We start from the raw sequence: 20,718 nt of genomic DNA, 5'->3' as shown, positions 1-20,718 counted from the left end.
TTATACCCCTTTTTGGAGTGAAATGAAAACGAACTGGTGAAAATTCATGAAATACACTTATTTCACCATCATTCCCGTCCTTTATTTGGAAAACTAGTTTCAATTCAACACATTCAGCGCACACACCAGTTCACTATTTTATGGAATTCCCCTTTATCTTTGGATTGCTCTCTGGCAAGTGTTCCCCCAGATAACTCATCGCATTCCCCCACAACCAGCCACGAACCAGATGTTCATCATAATGTTTGAGCAGGATTTCCGTCAGTCTCGGATAATGCCCTGAGTGTTCAAGTCTCTGAATATACGTTGAAATTCCATCAAAATCAGACCCCATCATCAGATGGTTCTGCCCGCCCAGAGAACAGATCTCCTCAATATGAGGAAGCAGATCTTCTATACGTACCTCACCCTCCTGTTTTACAAACCAGGGTACAAACGTCAGTCCGATCCGCCCTTCCCGGGCAATGATGGCCTGAATCTGATCATCTTTCAGATTACGCACATGGGGACATACGCTATAACTGTTGGAGTGGGAGGCGATAAACGGACGTTTGCTCAAGTCAGCCAGTTCCCAGAAACCTTTCTCCGTCAAATGTGACACATCTAACAGCATTCCCATTTCATTACACTGGCGCACCAGTTCTTTCCCCTTCTCGGTCAGACCTGCTCCACGCTTCTCCATTACTCCGTCAGCCGCCCAATTGGCATAGTTCCACGTTAGTCCAATGATTCGAACACCCATCTGATAACATAACTCCAGATAGAACAGGTTGCCCTCCAGACCATCCACACCTTCCAGTGTGATTAATCCCCAGGGACCCTCTGTTTGCCCCACCTGAGCCACCTGTTCACGCCATAACAACGTCTGTGTACCGCCAGGCCGCTCCTGACTTCTCTCTACACGTCTACGATATATCTCCAATTGCCCCATAACATGTTCAAACTTGCCTCTTCCAAGAACTTCGGGTAAATAGATGGCAAACGCCTGCAACCCAACTCTACCCTCTTTCAAGCGTTGCAAATTCACATCCAGTTGTGGAGCATCTTCAAAAGAAAAAGCAGGCTGCATCAAAATTTTGCTCAGTGCATCACAGTGAAAATCGGCTACACGCCAATCCGACATGGACATCTTAAACCCTCCTCCATATTTCATTGCAAAAAAACGCAAAAAAACCTGTCTACATCGTAAACAGGTTCAATGCATACTGCATGTATTATCTGGGCTCCACAATCAGCTTAATGGCCGTTCGGTCCTCGCCGTCGATCACAATGTCTGTAAAAGCTGGAATACAAATCAGGTCAACTCCGCTTGGTGCTACAAATCCCCGGGCTATCGCTACCGCTTTAATGGCTTGGTTCAGTGCTCCCGCTCCAATTGCCTGCAGTTCAGCATTTCCACGTTCACGAAGAACCCCTGCAAGAGCGCCGGCTACAGAATTAGGATTGGACTTTGCTGAAACTTTTAATACATCCATGGTAAGTACCTCCCTGGGAATGTTGAAAGTTTGTTTCCACTTACTAGATGTTATTCGCGGGAGGCAAAAAAATTCCTTCTTTTTAGACGGGTTTCCCTGCAAAATGGGACAATACCCCTATTCCATGCGCCACTCGTCCTCCGTCAGACGAATTTTTTCGATGCGTGTTGCCGCGCCTGTGGCTTCATCAATTTCAACAAAAACACCATGGAAGTGCCATTTGCCATCATCCACAACAAAACGTACAGGTAGCTGGGTGTAGAACTTACGCAACACAGCCTCACGCTCCATACCCAATATGCCGTCACGAGGTCCTACCATGCCTGCATCCGTCAAGTAAGCTGTTCCTCCAGGCAAAATCCGATCATCGTTACTCTGTACATGTGTATGTGTACCTACAACGAGAGACGCACGTCCATCCAGATGCCATCCCATGGCAATCTTTTCTGACGTCGCTTCAGCATGCATATCGACCAGAATACATTTATGGTCTTGGCGTAGCTCGTCTACAATCTCATCAACCACACGGAATGGACAATCCAGAGCAGGCAGGAACGTTCTTCCTTGAAGATTGACAATCGCTAGCTCTTTCCCTTCACCTTTGACAACCGTGTATCCTCGTCCTGGTGTACCTGGTGGAAAGTTTGCTGGACGAATCATGCGGGGCTCATCATCTATAAAATCAAAAATATCCTTATTGTCCCAAGTATGATTACCAAGTGTAATACCATGTACACCCCAGTTGAAAAACTCATTCGCGATTGCACCGGTAATGCCGCGACCTGCTGCCGCATTTTCACCATTCACAATCACCACATGTGGCTTATACTTCGATTTCAGGTACGGTAAATTTTCCTTTAATGCCTTACGTCCCACGTTACCTACAATGTCACCAATAAACAAAACTTTCATTGATTACTGCCTCCTCAATTCCTGCAAAGTCCTCTTGCTTAAAATGTTGAACCTTTGCAGGACTATCTCATGTTCCATGATGTGTAGTTGCCATTTAACAGGCTATCAACAGGAAAAGTGGCCCACTACTGCGGCCACTTTTCCGTAATGCTCTATTTTGCGTATTCAACCGCACGGGTTTCCCGGATGACGGTGACTTTGATGTGACCCGGATAGTCGAGTTCATTCTCAATCATCTTCGTGATGTCACGGGCTAAGCGGAAGGCTTCAGCATCATCGATCTTCTCAGGCTGTACCATAACGCGAACTTCGCGTCCGGCCTGAATGGCGTACGATTTCTCGACACCTTCGAAGGATTCTGAGATTTCTTCCAGCTTCTCCAGTCGTTTGATATACGTTTCCAGCGTTTCGCGGCGTGCGCCTGGTCTTGCTGCGGATAGCGCATCTGCTGCGCCAACCAACATGGCAATGACCGAAGTCGCTTCGCAATCTCCGTGATGGGACGCGATACTGTTGATTACAACCGGATGTTCTTTGTATTTCTTCGCCAGTTCCACGCCAATTTCGACGTGTGATCCTTCCACTTCGTGATCCAGCGCTTTACCGATGTCATGCAATAGACCTGCACGTCTTGCCAGAGTTACGTCTTCTCCGAGTTCGCCAGCCATCAGTCCAGCCAGATAAGCGACTTCCATGGAATGTTTCAAGACGTTCTGACCGTAACTTGTACGGAACTTCAACCGGCCCAAAATTTTGATCAGATCCGGATGCAGACCATGCACGCCCACTTCAAAGGTAGCTTGCTCACCGTATTCACGGATGCGCTCATCCACTTCTTTGCGGGATTTCTCAACCATCTCTTCAATCCGTGCCGGGTGAATACGTCCATCAGCCACCAGTTTCTCCAGGGCAGTACGGGCGATCTCACGGCGAATCGGGTCAAAGCCCGACAGAATAACAGCTTCTGGCGTATCATCGATAATGAGGTCAATCCCTGTAAGGGTTTCAAGCGCACGGATGTTACGTCCTTCACGACCGATAATCCGGCCTTTCATTTCTTCATTTGGCAGGGTAACAACAGATACCGTTGTTTCCGCTACGTGGTCAGCCGCACAACGTTGGATGGCGAGTGTAATAATCTCGCGGGACTTTTTGTCCGCTTCTTCCTTCGCTTGTTGTTCAATGTCCTTGATCATTTGAGCCGTCTCATGACGAACTTCCTGTTCTACGTTGGACAGTATGATACTGCGTGCGTCTTCCATGGTGAGGTTGGATATACGTTCCAACTCTGTCACCTGGTTTTTGTAAATCATTTCGATCTGCTGCTGAGTCTCATCAATTCGTTTCTCTTTGTTAGCCACTTGCTCTTCTTTACGTTCGAGTGATTCCAATTTTTTATCCAGCGACTCTTCTTTTTGCAACAATCGTCTTTCTTGTCGTTGAATTTCATTCCGACGTTCACGAGTGTCTTTTTCAGCTTCAGCGCGAATGCGATGGATTTCATCCTTCGCCTCCAGCACCGTTTCTTTCTTCAGTGCTTCTGCCTCTTTCTTCGCGTTCTCCACGATTTGTACGGCAGCTTGTTCCGCACTAGAGATTTTAGCCTCTGCAAGAGATTTGCGAATAAAATATCCTACTCCGAACCCAATGAATAGCGCGGCTGCAACGAGAGCGATCGTGATTGCAATTTCCATACTGTTCACCTCCTCGTTGGTTCCTCCAAGGCATTCCTTGGGTCAATTTGCAGTTTTCAAACCTTACATATGTTTGGGAATAACGAATACTCACGGCGATCCCCCGCCGATTTTCATTTCACATGTACATGTTTCCACGTACTATTCACTGTTTCCAGCGAACCCATAATTAAGAATGGTATAAATCTTAAGAAACCGAAACCGCTTTTTTGGAAGGAAAAAGGGTTGTCCATTTCTTACAGACTCATGTCCATTTTAGTATTTGACGAAAGAAATTGTCAAGAGAATGCAGTATAGAGACTGTAGTCTGCTAATCCCATAACAACGCTTCGTCATCTTCAGGGCCCCCAGCCTCATCTTCTTCAATTAAACAATTCACGACACGGCGCACCATATCCATTGAAAAACCACGTCTCATTAGGAAGGGAAGCGTTTTATTTTTCTTCTCTTTAACGTCCCCTTTGACCTGATTCCATTTTTTGCGTCCGGCACTCAAGGCAGTCTCAAATTCCGCATCTGTACTAATACCTTCTAGTGCCTCAACAATGAGATCATTGGCAATGCCCTTTTGACGCAGCTCTTGCCTTATCCACAGTTTTCCCTTCCGCTTGCCCTCCATACGCTGTCTTGTCCATTCCTTTGCAAATAGATCGTCATCCACTAACTTCTCCCGTTCAAGTCGATCCAGCGTCTCTTCAATTAATGGTGCAGCAAACTCCTTCTGACGAAGTTTCTGACTTAATTCATGGCGTGTACGCGGCTTATGTTCCAAAAAGCGCAGAGACTGTGAATACGTACGCTGTCGCTCATCAGCTACAACAATTTCTTCAAGGTCCTTCTTCATAAACGTATTGCCTTGAGTCATCCTGTATTTAATCATCACATCTTCAAGAACCGTAATGGAGTGGATGCCAAAAGTGATTCGATAACGAGCTTGCCTGCTCTTCGTTCGTTCTACACGTGTAATAATAAGTTCTTCGTTATCCGGAAATTGGGATAGGCCGTCCTCTTCTGCTTCTTCATATAAATCCTCGTCATGTTGATCCATTCAGGTCTCCCCTTTCATAACATTTTCATTCTGATTACGCCAAGCACATCTTCACATAAGACAGAGAACACCAATACAAAAGGCCGGGGACTCTGCCCGGCCTTTACTCCACAGTTAGCGTGCCAACAGCCCCTGTCCATTGGGACAGGGGCTGTTGGACAGCATGAGCACTCCCCAACTACAATCCATTATCCAGATTGATCCAAGCTCAATCAGATAAGTTTACGGAGTCCAGTGGGAAACACCCTCAGGGCCCTCCCTACAAGGGAGGATTTGAGAGATTACTCGTTGATTTCAAACAATTCTTGTTCTTCTTCTGCTTCTTTTTGTTGCTCTTCACTAGTTGGCGCAGGGACTGCGGTAGTCAAGTTACTAGCTACCCGAATTTTTTGTTCAATGATTTCAGCAATATCTTTATGCTCTTTCATGAACTGCTTCGCGTTCTCACGGCCTTGTCCTAAACGCTCGCCTTCGTAGGAGTACCATGCACCACTTTTATTAACGATGTCCAGCTCTGTACCAATGTCAATGATACTGCCTTCTCTCGAAATACCCTCGCCATACATGATATCCACTTCCGCTTGTTTAAACGGAGGTGCCACTTTGTTTTTCACAACTTTAATACGAGTACGGTTACCAATCATGTCATTGCCTGATTTGATACTCTCAATACGACGCACATCCAGACGTACTGTGGAATAAAACTTCAGAGCACGACCACCAGGTGTTGTTTCCGGGTTACCAAACATAACGCCGACTTTCTCACGAAGCTGGTTAATGAAGATTGCGATTGTTTTGGATTTGCTGATTGCACCAGACAATTTACGCAGCGCCTGAGACATCAAACGCGCTTGCAAACCAACGTGTGAATCTCCCATTTCGCCTTCAATCTCTGCTTTTGGAACCAATGCGGCTACAGAGTCAATAACGACGATATCTACTGCACCACTGCGTACAAGAGCTTCTGCAATTTCCAGCCCTTGCTCACCCGTATCTGGCTGAGATAGAAGCAATTCGTCAATGTTAACGCCCAATTTGCTTGCATATTGAGGATCAAGAGCATGCTCGGCATCGATAAATGCTGCTTGTCCACCAACACGTTGTACTTCGGCAATCGCATGCAATGCGACAGTTGTTTTACCTGAGGATTCAGGTCCATATATTTCAACAATACGGCCTTTAGGCAAGCCGCCTGTTCCTAATGCAATATCCAAAGCCAAGGAACCACTGGGAATAATTTCCACATTCATATGAGTGGACTCACCCAGTTTCATGATGGATCCTTTACCAAATTGCTTCTCTATTTGACGGAGCGCCATATCAAGCGCGGCACGACGGTCTGACAATAAGCTCACACCCTTTACTGTTTATAAGATAATGATACCTTGTTTTAACACGTTTGCCAAGCTTTTTTTCGAACATACATTCGTTTTTTTTGTAAAGGCCGAGGCGCCTCTTCCTCAAGGAAACTTTCCATTAAACAGAAAAAAGAACCGTAAACAAGGCTGTAAAGCCTAATTCTACGGTTCTTCCGTCTTCCTTAATTATACTTGCTTGGAACTGTAAATGCAATCGAAGCGATTAACTAATCAATCCATCGCCACAAGTTTTTGCCATAAGCGATAGAGAATCGCTTTGGCTGAACGAATGCGAACAGTCTCGCGATTACCATTAATACGCAGCTCATGAATCTCCGTCTCTTTTCCACGTTCAGCAAGAGCGATGAAGACAAGTCCGGGTGGTTTACGTTCCGAATATCCCGGTCCAGCTACACCGGTAACAGCCAGGCCAAAATCAGCATCGCCAATCATACGGATCTGTTCAGCAAGCACTTTTGCAACCTCAGGACTTACCGCCCCTGGTGCATCTTCACCTTCCAGATAATCATGAGGCACATTCAGCAACTTTTCTTTAATTTCATTGGAGTAACAAACAATTCCACCTTTGAGCATTGACGCACTTCCGGGTACAGAGGTCAGACTTTGCATGACAAGCCCTCCTGTACAGCTCTCAGCAGCGCTGAGCGTCAACCCCATGTCAGACATCATGGTAACAATCGTGTACTCTATAGGCACATCCTCGTTCGCGTAGAGATGTTCTGTCAAACGCTCCCGAATCTGAACCTCCATCGCATCCAGCTTCAGCTTCGCCTCTCCCTCACTCGCAGCCTTCGTGGAGACACGTACCGTAACTTCGCCTTCGCTCGCGTAAGGAGCAATCGTAGGGTCTGTCTGCGCGTCAATCAGATCCAATAGTCGATCTTCCAAAGCAGATTCACCAATACCTGCGAATTTGAGCATTCGGGAATAGATTGGCATCTCTTCTGTGAGCACATGCTGGAACAGCCAAGGCTTGACTTCCTGTTCAAACATTGGAATCAACTCTTTAGGTGGTCCAGGCATTACAACATAATATTTGTCATTGTCAGAAATCGCATTTCCTGCCGCAAGTCCTGTTTCGTTGGCCAGAGGTGTTCCGCCATCAATAACGATCGCCTGACGTCGGTTATTCTCTGTCATATCCACATTACGATCTCTGAAAAAGCTCTCAATTTTGTCCATTGCCATTCGATCTGTATGCAGTTTCCGGTTAAGAACAGCTGCGAGCGCATCCTTGGTCAGATCATCTTGGGTAGGTCCGATGCCACCGGAAAACAAAATAACGTCTGCACGGCCCTGCGCAATGCGTATAGCTTCACTAAGACGGTTCAGGTTATCCCCAACCACCGTTTGGAAATATACATCGATCCCCATCGCAGCCAATTCACGGGATAGGTATCTGGCATTGGTATTGACGATTTGTCCAAGCAGTAGCTCTGTGCCAACTGCAATGATTTCTGCCTTCATTGAGCATCCTCCTGTACACGTGGTGAGTGATCAAAGGGCAATAGGATAATCTCCTATTGCCCCTGACCCAATGCTTCCTTCATGATTACCCATTTAAGAACAAACCATTATGCTTTTGTTAAATGAAGCAAATTTTTGTTTTTGATAAAGTAATCGATACCCGACCAGATGGTAATAAGCGCTGCTGCCCATACCGCGATAATATCGACGTGAATACCCGTGTATGAAAACGGGAAATTGTTCAACAGCAACAGCACAATCGCCACAATCTGCACTACAGTCTTCAGCTTGCCCCAAGCACTAGCGGCAACAACCGAACCATCCAGCAATGCAATTTGACGCAAGCCGGTAACTGCGAATTCACGACTAATAATAACAACTGCAATCCAGGAATCCAGCTTGCCCATCTCCACAAGCGAGATCAAAACTGCAGTAACCAGCAGCTTGTCTGCGAGCGGATCAAGCAGTTTCCCCAGATTGGTAACCATGTTATTTTTCCGCGCAAGGTATCCGTCAATTCCATCTGTGCTTGCGGCGATGATAAAAATAACAGCAGCAATCAGTTGATTATACGGAAGCGAAAAACTTCCAAGCTGCAACGGCTCTGGATAAAATGGAAAATCCACGAGCAGGAACACCATCAAAAAAGGGATTAAGCAAATTCGTGCAAGCGTAATCCGGTTGGGTAAATTCACAAGACGCCCTCCCTCATATCCTCCATTACTCCAAACAATCATCATAATCCCGTTATCATCATCCGGAACATGAAATGTACAGTTTCAATGTCAATCCGTATTAACATGATCCCACTATGTAGAAACGCAAAAAATAAAGTCAACCGCTCAAAAGCAAAACCGCTTTAAACGTTCCGGTGACTTCCAGAAGATGTACTGCTTTTCACAAAGTCAGCAAACGATGAGGACTGGACTTGATGCATGACTGCCAGCAATGCACACTTAGTATAATATACGCCCAATACCGTGTCAAAAAACACTTTTGCTACAAAAAGGCCATATTACTTGAAATTTGTATATTGCAAATCCAGAGGCAGGTTAGCACCATTTAGCAACTGCATAACTGCTTGCAAATCATTTTTACTCTTACCAGTTACCCGGAGTTGGTCTCCCTGAATCTGGCTCTTCACCTTCATCTTGGAATCCCGAATCAGGATATTGATTTTCTTGGCGATGTCCTGATCAATCCCCTGTTTAAAATTCAAACGCTGGCGGACTGTACCAGAAGACGCCGGCTCTACTTTGGCATAATCAATGTTTTTCAATGGTAGACCACGCTTCGCCATTTTGGATTGCAGCACGTCAATGACAGCCTTGAGTTTGGTCTCATCATCAGATACGATCGTTAACGCATCCTTATCCAGTTTCAGGCTGCTCTTGCTGCCCTTGAAGTCATAACGAGTGCCAATTTCCTTCTCGGTTTGTGTAACGGCATTTGTCAGTTCTTGCAAGTCCATTTTGGACACGATATCAAATGAATTTTCTGAGCTCAAACCAGTCACCCTTTCAGTTAATCGTATGTTCTGTAACATTATAGAGGATACCTTAAGCAAAAGTCTAATTTCAAGCTGTTTTACACAAAGAAAAAAGCATTTTTGGCTTCCACTTGAAGTGGCTGCCAAAAATGCTTGCTGGTCCAGCTTCCAACCTAATAGCGGCTGCGGTTGGGCTGTCTGAACATATCGAGCACACCCAAAAGCACATGTGCAAGTCCAAAACCCAATATTCCGTAACCCCAAGCACTTGGAGTCAGGTAATAACCCAGGAGGCTGACAATGATCCCTAAACCTGTTACGATCCAGCTGACTGTCACAGCCATCCACCTCACTTCACCAAAAGTTAACTGCAAGTTAAGACACGGTTATTGTCTCCTGCAGTTGACCCGGTTATTCGTTCCCCGTGGTACCCCCTGTACCGTCCGTTGATCCATTTTCAACACCTGTAGAAGAAGTAGTAGTACTACTACTGTCTTCACCAAGCTTCAAACGGATCCGATTGGTCGCCTTGCCATCCGTTACAACTTGCCCGCCAACCTCAATCGTGGTCGCTGCAGCGTAACCGGACTTAATATACATGCCTGCACTATCCAACTCAAAGGTATAGCTGTCACCTTCGGCTGTGTTACCATACTCCAACTTCTCTCCACTGGAGTTTTCGCCTTTGTACACTTCCAGCCAGCTATGACCTGTTGCTTTGATCGTAACCGTTACAGGTTGCCCTGCACTACCGTTAACTTTAAAGTTCGTAATATTTCCTGATTTCCCATCTTCCGCAACAGTCACATTAGACGGTGAATTGTCAGTTGGTTCTTCCTCAGTTTCATCCGTCTGTCCGTCCGTTTGGCCATCAGTTTGACCATCCGTCTGTCCTTCCGTGTCTGTACCGCCGCCGTTACCGCCAGCTTCGCCCTCACCAGTACCGTCAGTACCTGAATCTGTCGCAGGCGGATTAGATGCCTGTCCGTTGTCGGCAGGTTGATCCGGTTTATCCTCAGGCTGTTGTTGACTGTCCGTAATTTTGACCTGATCAAGCCCCGGATTATCTGATTCATCACCATTGTTATACACCACGTATACATACAACAGTACTACGATCAAAACAGGGAATGTCCACATCAGCGCGACAGACATCCACCGATTACTACGCTCAACCGGACGGCTGGAACGCTTCTGTATAACCGGTTCCATCGTTGCTTCCGCCTCTTCTGCGGGTACGTCTTTTTTGTGTCCCTCCAGCAGCTCATCAGGGTTCAGTCCCACGGTCTCCGCATAGGTTTTGATGAAAGCACGCACATAGAAGCTACCCGGCAGCACTTTATAGTCTCCTGCTTCTATGGCCTCCAGATACCTCTTGCGAATTTTTGTCATTTCCTGTACATCGTCAAGACTCATCCCTTTTTGCAGCCGGGCCTCCCTTAACTGCTGACCCAGTTCAGACATGCCATCTCCTCCTTATGTTTATCTCTTGAGTTGTTGCTAATCTATTTCATGATTCCGTACGGTTCCTTACAATTCGTCGGTGTAGCTAGCCGTAAACGTATCATAAATAATTTCTTCATTCGGATTGTTGCGAAGTTCAATAATAATATCAAAATCATTAAAATCATATTCGGATTCCTGTACAAAAATATCCGGATGTTCAATAACTTTGGTGCTAGGCATGGTCATAATATCCTGCAACAGGTTGTAATGCCGCTCACTGGAGCGTATCGTGCTAACAATACCGTCGATAATGAACACATTGTTCGGGTTCAATTCGTCTTCGGACATTTGACTCCTTATCGTCTGACGGAGAAGTGTGGAGGAAACAAACGTCCATCGCTTCATTGCACATACGCTACCCGCAATAATGGATTCCGTTTTGCCAACACGAGGCATTCCGCGCAAACCGATGACCTGATTACCTTCCCTCTTAAATACTTCACCCAAAAAGTCCACAAGTAACCCAAGTTCATCTCGTGTGAAACGAAATGTCTTGCGATCATCCGAGTCACGGTCAATGTATCTGCCATGACGCACGGCCAAAATATCCACCAATTTAGGTTGCCGCAAAGCCGAGACGGTGATGCTGTTTACTTTGCCAAGCATTTCACCAAGCAAACGGATTTTTTCATCATCATCCGATTCAAGCAGCATGCCTCGAGTTTTGCCTTCAACACCGTTAATGGTCAATATATTCACTTCAAGCATCCCCAGCATAGAGGCAATATCGCCTAACAGACCGGGTCTGTTCTTATGTATTTTATATTCCATGTACCATTGTTTAGATTCCATTTCAACACCCCGTAATGCATTATTCCACATTATTCGACAGCAACAGAACGTGTCCACTGGACAACAATCTGAGACATCTTCTAAAAATGGGTCACGTTAATGATATATAAAATGAAAATGAATTACAAGAACAGCTCTGTAATCCGTTTGTAATCATTAGAGAAAAGCCCCCTTGCGGGAGCTCTTCATCTGTAATCTTATGCGTTTTGTTTGGCCAATTTGACCATCAGGCACGCAATCGTACGACGCTCATCTGCATCGCCGACATCCCATAACTCTTTCAATGCCCGGTTGGAATGGTTCGCCGGATCGACTTTCTCATCGAGGAAATCGCCGATTTCATACGCAAGTTTGTTGATGGTTTCTTCACTCATCCCCATCTTCTCTGCTTGCAGTACGCGGTCACCCAGGAACTTCTTCCATGTGTCAAAACTGGAGAGCACTGTTTTTTCTGTTGACATGATAAATCCTCCTTAGATGACGCATGAGATTTAAAATCAACAGTTGTAATATGTGCTTTCGAGACATTTTATATACGAGCAATTTGAAAATAATCTAGAGACGGTTGCTTCCAGGCAATCTTCACCTGTTTCGTCTACAACCAGTCAAGTTTTCTTGCTGTTTTACGTTAACCAACCGCCATTCGGACTGATAATCTGCCCATTGATATAACCCGATTCAGGGAGTGCCAGAAAATAAACCAGTGATGAGATTTCATCAGGTTGAGCAAGTCTTCCTGCTGGAATTTCCTCTTCCAGCATCTTCAGTTCACTCTGATCCAGATGGTTCAGCATGGATGTCTGAACGGCGCCAGGAGCAACGGCATTTACGGTTACTCCGGAAGGTGCGAGTTCTTTCGCAAGCGCCTTGGTGAATGCATTCACCCCACCTTTGGTTGTGGAATACAGCACCTCACAAGAAGCACCAGACAGTCCCCAGATCGACGATACATTAATGATTCGGCCATACCTTTGGGAGATCATGTGAGGCATCATTTCCTGTGTGCACATAAACGTGCCTTTGAGGTTAATCGCCATCACTTCATCCCAGATCTCCTCTGTAACATCAGACAACATCCCGTAGTGCGAGATTCCTGCATTATTCACAAGAATATCTGGCATGAGATTATGCGACTCGAGCTTCTCACGCATGCGCTCAATCTGTTCCCGGCTGCGAAGATCCGCAGACACGGTCATGATTTTTCCACTGCCCTGTTCCATGCACCGTCTGGCGGCTTCATTCGCTGCTTCATGCGATTTCATATAGTGTATAACAACGTTCATTCCCACTCTGGCGAAGCGTTCTGCGATAGCCGCTCCAATACCACCGCTTGCGCCAGTTACCAGTACAGTCATTTCCCCGATTGCCTTCAATTGTCCCGTTCCCCTCTCCATATCAAGGACTCACGACTAGCGATACAGCCAGTTGATCCCAGCGAATATGCTCTCTCAGTCTGAGATTTACATCTTCCAGTGTAATCGATTCATAGAGCGGGAGCATATTGAAAAAATCACCGCCACGGAATTGCTGACGTGTAAATTCATGCGCAATGTTCTCCGGAGAATTGAGCATACGCAAATATCCGCCTATTTTCTTTTTGCGTGCACGTTCAAAATCCGTGGATTCGAACCCTTTTTCTACAATGGCATCCACTTCTTCACGTATACGCGCGAGCAGTTGATCAGGGTCTTTTGTATCACCACCAATGGCTGAAAACGCATATTGCGGCGAACTGTTATACTCATGTCCAAAGCTGTCCGAGATCAGATCTTCATCGTAGAGCTTCTGGAATAAACGTGTGCTTGAGCCAAATAAAAGATCCATCATCAGTTGTGTTGTCATATCTCGCCGTAACAATTGTTCCCCGGTAAGTCCAACGTCCGTCTCCTTGAATCCAAACAGAAATTTGGGCAGTGAAACAGCCAGTTTTGATTCCCGTCTGGCTTCTCCTACCTGCTCAGGCTCCGGTTCGAAGAAACGTTGAATGCTCCCCTGTGGCTTATAATCCTTCTGCTCCTGGTTCGATCGAACCATATCAATGACTTCCTGTGGATCTACACCACCCACCACAAACAAGAGCATATTACTCGGGTGATAGAAGGTGTTATAACACTCATACAACATCTCTTTGGTAATCGTACGGATGGATTCCACCGTTCCTGCAATATCGATATGCACCGGATGTTTCTGATACATGGCTTCGATCAATCCAAAATAAACACGCCAATCCGGATTATCAGCATACATGTCAATTTCCTGTCCAATAATGCCTTTTTCCTTTTCCACATTTTGATCCGTGAAGTAAGGATTTTGCACAAAGTCGACTAATGTTTGTATATTTTCATTCACATGTTCGGTCGCTGAAAACAAATAAACCGTCTGATCAAAGCTCGTAAACGCGTTAGCTGAAGCACCATGAGACGCAAATGTTGCAAAAATATCACCTGTTGGTTCTTCAAACATTTTATGCTCAAGGAAATGAGCAATCCCATCCGGGACCTTCACTTCTTCCTGCCCTTCAACCTGAAAATGATTATCCACCGATCCATACTTGGTTGCAAACGTAGCATACGTTTTCTGGAATCCCGGTTTAGGCAAAATATAGACATGCAGTCCGTTATCCATTACTTCGTAATATAGTGTCTCCTGCAAATGCTCATACCGAATGCTCTCCACCGATTATTCCTCCTTCTCGTCCCGCAAGAAATAAATCGTATCCAGACGGAATTGTTCTGCCGCCTCACGCACATCTTCCTTGCTAATATGTTCTACTTGAGCCAACAGTTCTTCAGCCGTTCTTTCTTTGCCAGACAACTGTCGGTTGAAGTCATAAGCGATCATCTCAAAAGCAGAATCCTGCATTTCCTTAAGCAGGTTACGGATCATCGCTTTGGTCTGGGACATTTCAAGGTCACTGATTGTACCGCTTTTCATTTCTTCCAGCTGCTGCTTGATGATCGTGACGGCCTTCTCATAATTCGGGATTTCAATCCCGGATTGAATTGTTGCAATGCCCTTATGTCCGTCATATCGCGAAGATGCGTAATACGCGAGGCTTTCTTTTTCACGAACATTGACAAACAGTTTGGAATGAGGATACCCACCGAGAATCCCGTTGTACATTAGTGCTGCGGCATACTGAGGATCTCCATAAGTGATAGATGTACGGAGTCCCATATTGAGTTTTCCCTGACTCACATTCAGTCGCTCAACAACGGTCTCTACTTCCTTATCTCCTCGAACCGCTGCCTGTGTCTGGTAATCAGAGGAGGACGTTCGATCTACATTGAAATGACGCTGAACAAGGTTCTCGACCTCCTCCAGTGTCGTATCCCCTACCACGTACAGATCCATACTCGCCTGCTGCAGCCACTCCTGATAAGATGCAGTCAGTGTGTCGGGCTCAATCCCGGGCAGATCCTTTCGCTCACCCAGTGGGTGAAGACGGTACGGCTCGTTCTTGCACATTTCCTCGATACTGCGTTCAGCGGCATAGCGCATTTTATCATTCACGATGGACTCCAGCTTTTTACGAACCGTCTCTCGCTCTGCTTGTACATAAGACGTCCTGAAATGTCCATTCTCCTGTGCAGGTCGTGTAAGAACCTCTCCAAGGAAGGCAAATGAACGATCCAGTAGCTGCTCATCCCCTCCAACAAATGAATCATTAATGGTATCCATTCGGAACTGTACAATCTGGTAATCCCCGCGTTTATAGACGTCAAAACCAAAACCTGCTCCATACAGATGCTCCAGTTGCTCACGAAATTGCGTTGTTTCCGGATAGGACTCCGTGCCGCGTCGCAGAACAAAAGGGGTCAGCGCTACTTTGGTTACTGTATCTTCCCGTAAGGGAACTCCTGCATATAGCGATATAGCAAACGTTTTGAAACGTTTAGTCGGAAGCACATGTATACGAAACTCTCTCTTGGTACCTCGTTCGAATCCTGATGTATTCAAATGTCAAAACCCCTTTACGGCGTCATTTATCATGCAATCGTATTAAGCTAAACGTAACAACCATTTTAACCCATTCAAAAGGCAAGAAGCAACCGAAGTCACGCCTTCTGGTTGCTTCCAACATCATCACATACAAAAAATATGCTGTCCGATTGTTTTCACTTGTGGGCGGGTCCAGATCCATTTGGATGTTGCTGTCTTCGGGTTAAAATAATAGAGACATCCACCGGACGGATCCCAACCATTCAGGGCCTGCTCAACTGCCTTTTTGGCTTGTGCGTTTGGTTCCAGATAGATCTGTCCGTCCGCTACAGCCGTAAATGCACCAGGCTGAAAAATCACACCAGAAGGCGTACTTGGAAAGCTTGGTGAATTTACGCGATTCAGAATTACTGCTGCTACTGCGACTTGACCTTCAAACGGTTCACCCCGGGCTTCACCATATACAGCGTTAGCCATAATCTTGAGTTCATTCTCTGAGAGACCAAGGGCATTGGCAGATCCCATATTGTCTTGCTCTTTATCTGCCGTATTGTTGCTGCCTCCACCCCCACCTGAGGATTCCTTGTGTAGTGGCGGCTCTGTTGGCGACCATTTGGTTGACGCATTGTACAACTTGAGCTTGGTCTCAGCTCCAACCACACCATCTGCCTTCATGCCAAACTCGGATTGAAACCATTTGACGGATTTCAGCGTGCTGCTGCCAAAATTACTGTCGATTTTACCATTGTAAAATCCCAGGTACTTCAGACGCCCCTGAAGCTCATATACATCCTGACCGTAACTTCCATATTTCACTGTATTGCTGCTAAACGTAGGCAAGGCCTTTTCTTCTACCTGTGGTGTACGCTCGGCTGAACTTTCAGTTGCTGTATTCCCAGGAAGCAAATAACGAATTCCCAATGCGGATATCAGCAAAATAGCAGTGAAAAGCCATAGGTTCATTTTTCGCATCGACTGTGCTCTACCTTTCTCTTGTGGGATTAACAGAATCGCTAAGGTTATTATGACAAGCCTGCTTGTTTCCTATGCACCAAATCATCCGATCTTTGGAGTAGATGGCAAAACTTCAGTCTCCTGAGCAAGCAAAAAGCCCTCAACCAATAAGGTTGAGGGCTTAAACGATTCGTTGTAACCATGTTTCATATTACACTACGAGCTTATTTTATTCTGCTGATACTGTTCAAGTGAAACCAGTACTTCCCTTGGTTTGCTGCCCTCGTAAGGACCGATTACACCCCGGGCTTCCATGGAGTCAATTAAACGCGCTGCACGTGTGTAGCCAACCCGCATACGACGTTGCAACAGGGAGACTGAAGCTTGTTTTGCCTCCAAAATAATCTGTACAGCTTGCTCATATAACTCATCCTGCACTTCATCTGCTGCCTGAATGGAATCATCTACTTCAGGTACAAGGGACTCATCATACTGCGCTTCACCTTGACCACGTACATAATTCACAATATTCTCGACTTCTTCATCGCTCATAAATGCACCTTGTACACGAACCGGTTTTGATGCGCCCATTGGCATGAATAACATGTCTCCACGACCCAACAGCTTCTCAGCCCCACCCATATCCAGAATCGTTCGGGAATCGACTTGGGAGGATACGCCGAAGGCAATCCGCGATGGAATGTTAGCCTTGATTACCCCGGTAATAACGTCAACCGAAGGACGTTGTGTGGCAATAATCAGATGGATTCCGGCTGCACGAGCCATCTGAGCGAGTCGTGCAATGGCATCCTCCACATCTCCGGCTGCAACCATCATCAGATCCGCAAGCTCATCCACAATGACAACGATATAAGGCAGAACAGCCGCAGGATTATCTTTCATCAGATTATTGTAACCCTCGACGTTACGTGTGCCTGATTTGGAGAACAGTTCATATCGTTTCTCCATCTCAACCACAATCTTTTTGAGAGCAAGTGACGCTCGTTTAGGATCAGTTACTACTGGTGCCATCAGATGTGGAATTCCGTTATATACGTTCAACTCAACCATCTTGGGATCAACCATCAGGAACTTCACTTCATCCGGCTTGGCTTTGTACAATATGCTGGTAATAATTCCGTTAATACACACCGACTTACCGGAACCTGTAGCACCTGCGACCAGCAAATGGGGCATACGAGCCAAGTTACCAATGATTGTCTGTCCCGAGATATCTCGGCCAAATGCAATGGTCACTTTGGATTCTGCATCCTGGAACGTTGCTGTCTCCATTACCTCACGCATCGTTACAACCGATACCTCGCCATTAGGTACTTCGATACCTATAGCAGACTTTCCGGGAATCGGTGCTTCCATCCGAATATCCTTTGCCGCCAGAGCCAACGCGATATCATCAGTCAGGCTGACAATCCTGCTGACCTTAACACCAATATCAGGCTGAATTTCATACCTTGTAACGGCAGGGCCCCGGACCACTTCAAGCACCTTGGCGCGAACACCGAAACTCTCCAGTGTAGCTTCCAGCTTGCGTGCTGTCTGCATATAATCCTTCTGGTCACCCGCCTTGCCCCCATTGTTTGGCTTGGCAAGGAGACGGAATGACGGCAGCTTGTACGGCTTAGGAGGTGGCGGTGGTGGTTTCACCGGTTGTGTTTCCTGCCCTTCAGGAGTAAGAGTATCTGTTCCCTGCATTGCATCATTAGGGACTTCTTCTCCACTCTGAATCTCATCCACAGCATTCAACCCGTTCGTACCCGCATCGGATGCAGACCACTCTGTCTCTACCAGTTCATCCGTTATTTTAATGGCATGCTCGCCCTGTTGTACTACGTTTGGATCGGCCAGATCATCCGGGAAAGGATAAGCATCGTCCAGATCATCTTCAATGCTTGCCTCTTCTGCTCTAACGTGCTCGAAAAAGTCTCGAATGATTGGCGCTGAGTTAGGTTTAGCCTGAACAGGAACACGTGATGAAGCTGATTTGTTCGCTACGTCTTCGGTCGCATCCTGCCACGCCTCTACATTGTGATCTTGTTCGGCGCGGTACACAATCTGTTCTGTTTCTGCCGAATCGACCTCATCCATTTCACGTCCTGATGTCGCCTGTTCCCGATTAGCTCCCCATTTCCCAAAAAGTTGGAAGAATATGGGCGATTTTCGTTTTGGCAGATGCTGTTCCTCTAATTCATCCTCATACTCATCTTCGTCATCTTCAACAGGAACAGGCACCACTTTACGAGCGTTACCTTTCTTCCTTCCATCAGATGCTGAAGCAGAACGTGCAGAGGGCCTCGACTCCAGCTTCTTGTACATCGAACTCCCGGCATCCCAAATCTTTGTACGGAATATTCGAATCAAATCCACATAAGATAGACTCGTAATCAGCATAAAACTGATGATAAACATGACAATCATGATGAGTCTCGCCCCAAGGCTGCCGAACAGCCACAGGAAAAGAGCAAATTGCCCAGCTCCGAGATAACCACCGCTAATGTCCTTGTTAAGCATGGAGTCCCTCTCCCCTGGCGCAGCAGGGGTTAGCAACTCGGTTTGCATATCATTATGTACCTGCGTAATCACAGCACCAGGCTCAAGCGCACCAACCGGAATGAGCTTCTGGTGCATTGCAGAGACAGTACTCATCAGGGTTAAGGCAAAGACCAGCAATACCAGTCCTGTTTTGCGAGTAGTCCAGCCACTCGGCCATTTCCGGTGAATCATCACCATGAGACCATAATAAATACCAACAAGTGGAATCGCAAAATAAAACTTACCAAGCATCAGTCCGAACATCTTGGAAAGCGAACGTCCAACGGTGGCTTCACCCGATAATGCTATGACAGCAAGAGTAATAAGCACAATCCCGTAAATTTCATATTTTAAAACGCCACTAAAACCAGCGCCCTTTTTTTTCCTCTTTTTTCTTCTGGCCAAAATCAGGTCACCCCCAGAAGAATATTATACCATACAAATATAATCCGTACATATGTTCTTTTTCTGCTCAATTTGTCTGAATTCGTCGCGTTATGCTGATCCCAAGTTACCCGAAAGCGGAATGGTCGAACCGGGCATATTTGCAGGATTGAGATAGGCTTCAAGTGGACAATCCAGCAAACGTACAATAACGGCTTCATTGTCATTAACAGGTCTCACCTGCATCAATAAACCATTCATCTTGATCTCCTTTGTATCTTCGCCCTCTTTCCACATTCCCGACCAGAGTTGTTCCGGGGGCATCACTGTATATAATGTCATTGGGTATAACCTCCCGCCTGCAGGGTCTGTCTCTTGTCTCCTATGAGCTGATTTAACTGAGCAATGGCTTGTCCAATTCCGCCTACTGCATCCATCAATCCATATTTCACTGCATCTGCGCTTCCTACAGCTGTGCCGATGTCCCGATTCAACTCACCGGTCTTAAACATCAGCTCTTTGAACATCTCTTCAGAGATATTCGAATGCGAAGTCACAAATCGAACAACCCTCTCCTGCATTTTCTCCATATACTCAAACGTTTGAGGTACACCAATGACAAGGCCGTTCATCCGAATCGGATGGATCGTCATCGTTGCACTTCCGGCAATCAGGGAATACGTTGAAGCTACAGCAATCGGTACTCCAATGCTATGCCCGCCTCCAATGACCACAGTAACCGTAGGTTTGCTTAGAGAAGCAATCATCTCAGCAATGGCCAGACCCGCCTCTACATCTCCACCCACCGTGTTCAAAATAATCAGAATACCTTCAATACGCTGATTCTGTTCTGCGGCCACCAGCTGTGGAATGATATGCTCATACTTTGTTGTTTTATTTTGTGGTGGCAAAATCAAATGCCCTTCGACCTGTCCAATAATGGTCATACAGAAAATATTTGATTCACCAGCAGGCGACTGTGTCTGCCCAAATTGCTGAATAGTCTCTGTCACGGGAGAGATGGCCTTGTCCTCCTGAATCGGAATCTCCGGCGCTTCAACTTCCGGTTGATTGGATCTTGACGCCTGCTTGTCATTCATACGTTCATTCATTTCAATAATCCCCT

20 protein-coding genes are annotated in these 20,718 nt (G+C 46.1%); all 20 read right to left on the bottom strand.

Annotated features, from left to right (window positions below):
- Positions 1 to 133: 133 nt before the first annotated feature.
- The 20 genes from MKY87_RS27390 to MKY87_RS27295 all read right to left on the bottom strand — a co-directional run bounded on the left by MKY87_RS27390 (position 134) and on the right by MKY87_RS27295 (position 20,704).
- On the bottom strand, positions 134 to 1,129 hold the full coding sequence (locus MKY87_RS27390; protein ID WP_340966934.1) for a dipeptidase: 996 nt from the start codon (positions 1,127 to 1,129) through the stop codon (positions 134 to 136).
- An 85-nt stretch (positions 1,130 to 1,214) separates the two neighbouring features.
- Positions 1,215 to 1,475, bottom strand: a complete 261-nt coding sequence (locus tag MKY87_RS27385; protein ID WP_007430104.1) for a stage V sporulation protein S — start codon at positions 1,473 to 1,475, stop codon at positions 1,215 to 1,217.
- 117 nt (positions 1,476 to 1,592) lie between these two features.
- The gene (locus MKY87_RS27380) at positions 1,593 to 2,387 is read right to left on the bottom strand and encodes a TIGR00282 family metallophosphoesterase (protein ID WP_339784523.1); all 795 of its coding nucleotides are present in this window, start codon (positions 2,385 to 2,387) and stop codon (positions 1,593 to 1,595) included.
- A gap of 152 nt (positions 2,388 to 2,539) precedes the next feature.
- Entirely contained in the window at positions 2,540 to 4,081 is a 1,542-nt protein-coding gene (rny, locus tag MKY87_RS27375; protein WP_036670418.1) for a ribonuclease Y, read from the bottom strand.
- Positions 4,082 to 4,391: 310 nt separating this feature from the next.
- Positions 4,392 to 5,129 (bottom strand): regulatory protein RecX, encoded by a 738-nt coding sequence (locus MKY87_RS27370; protein WP_339784526.1) that lies wholly within the window; start codon positions 5,127 to 5,129, stop codon positions 4,392 to 4,394.
- A gap of 281 nt (positions 5,130 to 5,410) precedes the next feature.
- Positions 5,411 to 6,475, bottom strand: a complete 1,065-nt coding sequence (gene recA, locus MKY87_RS27365) for a recombinase RecA (protein ID WP_062833851.1) — start codon at positions 6,473 to 6,475, stop codon at positions 5,411 to 5,413.
- A 243-nt stretch (positions 6,476 to 6,718) separates the two neighbouring features.
- Positions 6,719 to 7,975: a competence/damage-inducible protein A gene (locus MKY87_RS27360; RefSeq protein WP_091017238.1), complete on the bottom strand. Its 1,257-nt coding sequence runs from the start codon at positions 7,973 to 7,975 to the stop codon at positions 6,719 to 6,721.
- A gap of 107 nt (positions 7,976 to 8,082) precedes the next feature.
- Positions 8,083 to 8,670, bottom strand: a complete 588-nt coding sequence (gene pgsA, locus MKY87_RS27355) for a CDP-diacylglycerol--glycerol-3-phosphate 3-phosphatidyltransferase (protein WP_062833849.1) — start codon at positions 8,668 to 8,670, stop codon at positions 8,083 to 8,085.
- A gap of 320 nt (positions 8,671 to 8,990) precedes the next feature.
- Positions 8,991 to 9,482, bottom strand: a complete 492-nt coding sequence (locus MKY87_RS27350) for a YajQ family cyclic di-GMP-binding protein (RefSeq protein WP_017689115.1) — start codon at positions 9,480 to 9,482, stop codon at positions 8,991 to 8,993.
- A 155-nt stretch (positions 9,483 to 9,637) separates the two neighbouring features.
- On the bottom strand, positions 9,638 to 9,808 hold the full coding sequence (locus MKY87_RS27345; protein WP_017689116.1) for a hypothetical protein: 171 nt from the start codon (positions 9,806 to 9,808) through the stop codon (positions 9,638 to 9,640).
- A 67-nt stretch (positions 9,809 to 9,875) separates the two neighbouring features.
- On the bottom strand, positions 9,876 to 10,928 hold the full coding sequence (locus tag MKY87_RS27340; protein WP_339784528.1) for a helix-turn-helix domain-containing protein: 1,053 nt from the start codon (positions 10,926 to 10,928) through the stop codon (positions 9,876 to 9,878).
- Positions 10,929 to 10,994: 66 nt separating this feature from the next.
- Positions 10,995 to 11,762, bottom strand: a complete 768-nt coding sequence (locus tag MKY87_RS27335; protein WP_024630282.1) for a DUF3388 domain-containing protein — start codon at positions 11,760 to 11,762, stop codon at positions 10,995 to 10,997.
- A 197-nt stretch (positions 11,763 to 11,959) separates the two neighbouring features.
- The gene (locus MKY87_RS27330; protein WP_017689119.1) at positions 11,960 to 12,223 is read right to left on the bottom strand and encodes a DUF3243 domain-containing protein; all 264 of its coding nucleotides are present in this window, start codon (positions 12,221 to 12,223) and stop codon (positions 11,960 to 11,962) included.
- 162 nt (positions 12,224 to 12,385) lie between these two features.
- Positions 12,386 to 13,156: an elongation factor P 5-aminopentanone reductase gene (gene ymfI / locus MKY87_RS27325; protein ID WP_026081137.1), complete on the bottom strand. Its 771-nt coding sequence runs from the start codon at positions 13,154 to 13,156 to the stop codon at positions 12,386 to 12,388.
- Between the two features lies 1 nt (position 13,157).
- A complete protein-coding gene (gene yfmH / locus MKY87_RS27320; RefSeq protein ID WP_340966933.1) occupies positions 13,158 to 14,438 on the bottom strand; it encodes an EF-P 5-aminopentanol modification-associated protein YfmH in 1,281 nt (426 codons plus the stop codon).
- 3 nt (positions 14,439 to 14,441) lie between these two features.
- On the bottom strand, positions 14,442 to 15,722 hold the full coding sequence (gene yfmF, locus MKY87_RS27315) for an EF-P 5-aminopentanol modification-associated protein YfmF (protein WP_340966932.1): 1,281 nt from the start codon (positions 15,720 to 15,722) through the stop codon (positions 14,442 to 14,444).
- 126 nt (positions 15,723 to 15,848) lie between these two features.
- Positions 15,849 to 16,676 carry a spore cortex-lytic enzyme gene (gene sleB, locus MKY87_RS27310; protein ID WP_047842506.1) on the bottom strand — a complete coding sequence of 276 codons (828 nt, stop codon included), beginning with the start codon at positions 16,674 to 16,676 and terminating at the stop codon, positions 15,849 to 15,851.
- A gap of 198 nt (positions 16,677 to 16,874) precedes the next feature.
- Entirely contained in the window at positions 16,875 to 19,613 is a 2,739-nt protein-coding gene (locus MKY87_RS27305) for an FtsK/SpoIIIE family DNA translocase (RefSeq protein WP_340966929.1), read from the bottom strand.
- 90 nt (positions 19,614 to 19,703) lie between these two features.
- Positions 19,704 to 19,934, bottom strand: a complete 231-nt coding sequence (locus MKY87_RS27300; RefSeq protein WP_036670404.1) for a YlzJ-like family protein — start codon at positions 19,932 to 19,934, stop codon at positions 19,704 to 19,706.
- Positions 19,931 to 20,704, bottom strand: a complete 774-nt coding sequence (locus MKY87_RS27295) for a ClpP family protease (protein WP_338593847.1) — start codon at positions 20,702 to 20,704, stop codon at positions 19,931 to 19,933. The genes MKY87_RS27300 and MKY87_RS27295 overlap by 4 nt, the downstream gene beginning before the upstream one ends.
- Between the last annotated feature and the right edge of the window lie 14 nt (positions 20,705 to 20,718).

It is taken from the genome of Paenibacillus sp. FSL R7-0198 (genome assembly GCF_038000415.1).
GTDB lineage: Bacteria > Bacillota > Bacilli > Paenibacillales > Paenibacillaceae > Paenibacillus.
Note: the sequence above shows the minus strand (reverse complement) of the source record. Positions and strands in the feature narration are given on the sequence as shown.

What these genes read in the sequence shown, in the direction of transcription:
- MKY87_RS27335 (WP_024630282.1), bottom strand. Translation starts at nt 11,762, where the DNA reads ATGGAATCTAAACAATGGTACATGGAATATAAAATACATAAGAACAGA.
- MKY87_RS27330 (WP_017689119.1), bottom strand. Translation starts at nt 12,223, where the DNA reads ATGTCAACAGAAAAAACAGTGCTCTCCAGTTTTGACACATGGAAGAAG.
- rny (WP_036670418.1), bottom strand. Translation starts at nt 4,081, where the DNA reads ATGGAAATTGCAATCACGATCGCTCTCGTTGCAGCCGCGCTATTCATT.
- MKY87_RS27345 (WP_017689116.1), bottom strand. Translation starts at nt 9,808, where the DNA reads ATGGCTGTGACAGTCAGCTGGATCGTAACAGGTTTAGGGATCATTGTC.
- MKY87_RS27300 (WP_036670404.1), bottom strand. Translation starts at nt 19,934, where the DNA reads ATGACATTATATACAGTGATGCCCCCGGAACAACTCTGGTCGGGAATG.
- MKY87_RS27380 (WP_339784523.1), bottom strand. Translation starts at nt 2,387, where the DNA reads ATGAAAGTTTTGTTTATTGGTGACATTGTAGGTAACGTGGGACGTAAG.
- MKY87_RS27295 (WP_338593847.1), bottom strand. Translation starts at nt 20,704, where the DNA reads ATGAATGAACGTATGAATGACAAGCAGGCGTCAAGATCCAATCAACCG.
- MKY87_RS27370 (WP_339784526.1), bottom strand. Translation starts at nt 5,129, where the DNA reads ATGGATCAACATGACGAGGATTTATATGAAGAAGCAGAAGAGGACGGC.
- ymfI (WP_026081137.1), bottom strand. Translation starts at nt 13,156, where the DNA reads ATGGAGAGGGGAACGGGACAATTGAAGGCAATCGGGGAAATGACTGTA.
- MKY87_RS27390 (WP_340966934.1), bottom strand. Translation starts at nt 1,129, where the DNA reads ATGTCCATGTCGGATTGGCGTGTAGCCGATTTTCACTGTGATGCACTG.
- sleB (WP_047842506.1), bottom strand. Translation starts at nt 16,676, where the DNA reads ATGCGAAAAATGAACCTATGGCTTTTCACTGCTATTTTGCTGATATCC.
- MKY87_RS27385 (WP_007430104.1), bottom strand. Translation starts at nt 1,475, where the DNA reads ATGGATGTATTAAAAGTTTCAGCAAAGTCCAATCCTAATTCTGTAGCC.
- MKY87_RS27360 (WP_091017238.1), bottom strand. Translation starts at nt 7,975, where the DNA reads ATGAAGGCAGAAATCATTGCAGTTGGCACAGAGCTACTGCTTGGACAA.
- MKY87_RS27340 (WP_339784528.1), bottom strand. Translation starts at nt 10,928, where the DNA reads ATGTCTGAACTGGGTCAGCAGTTAAGGGAGGCCCGGCTGCAAAAAGGG.